Annotated in this window: 1 protein-coding gene; it reads right to left on the bottom strand. The window is 56.0% G+C overall.

The features are described from left to right. A partial coding sequence (locus C1I97_RS39045) for a carbon starvation induced protein CsiD (RefSeq protein WP_181447145.1) occupies positions 1 to 384 on the bottom strand: 384 nt, incomplete at both ends.

Below are 384 nucleotides of genomic sequence, written 5' to 3'. Positions count from 1 at the left end.
GGTTAGAGGCGTAAGCGAAATAGCCACGCTGGCGCATCAGTTCACGGCGCAGATCCGGGTGCGGAGTAAAGCGGTCGCGACCGTGCAGCCAGAACAGGTTGTTAATCAACAGGAATTTGCCAACGAGAACGGGCACAGAAAGAATGCCTTTGCTGGTTTCAATGGCGTCGGAAAGCTCGCTCAACCACACGCCTTCTTCGAAGTCTTTCGGCTGGACGAACTGGTCGATATAGCGCATCACCGGGCGACCCTGTTGATCGACGTCGAACACCGGATGAAAAACATCTTTGCTGACGTTTTTACTCGGCGGCGCGGCAAAGCGCATCGGGCGACGCGCCAGCGGGTGGCGGAAATAGTTGTCGAGATGTTCCCAGTCATCGAGAT

Source organism: Streptomyces sp. NTH33 (assembly GCF_003236365.1).
GTDB lineage: Bacteria > Actinomycetota > Actinomycetes > Streptomycetales > Streptomycetaceae > Streptomyces.
The sequence above is the reverse complement of the archived record's forward strand: the minus strand, read 5'-3'. Positions and strand labels throughout refer to the sequence as shown.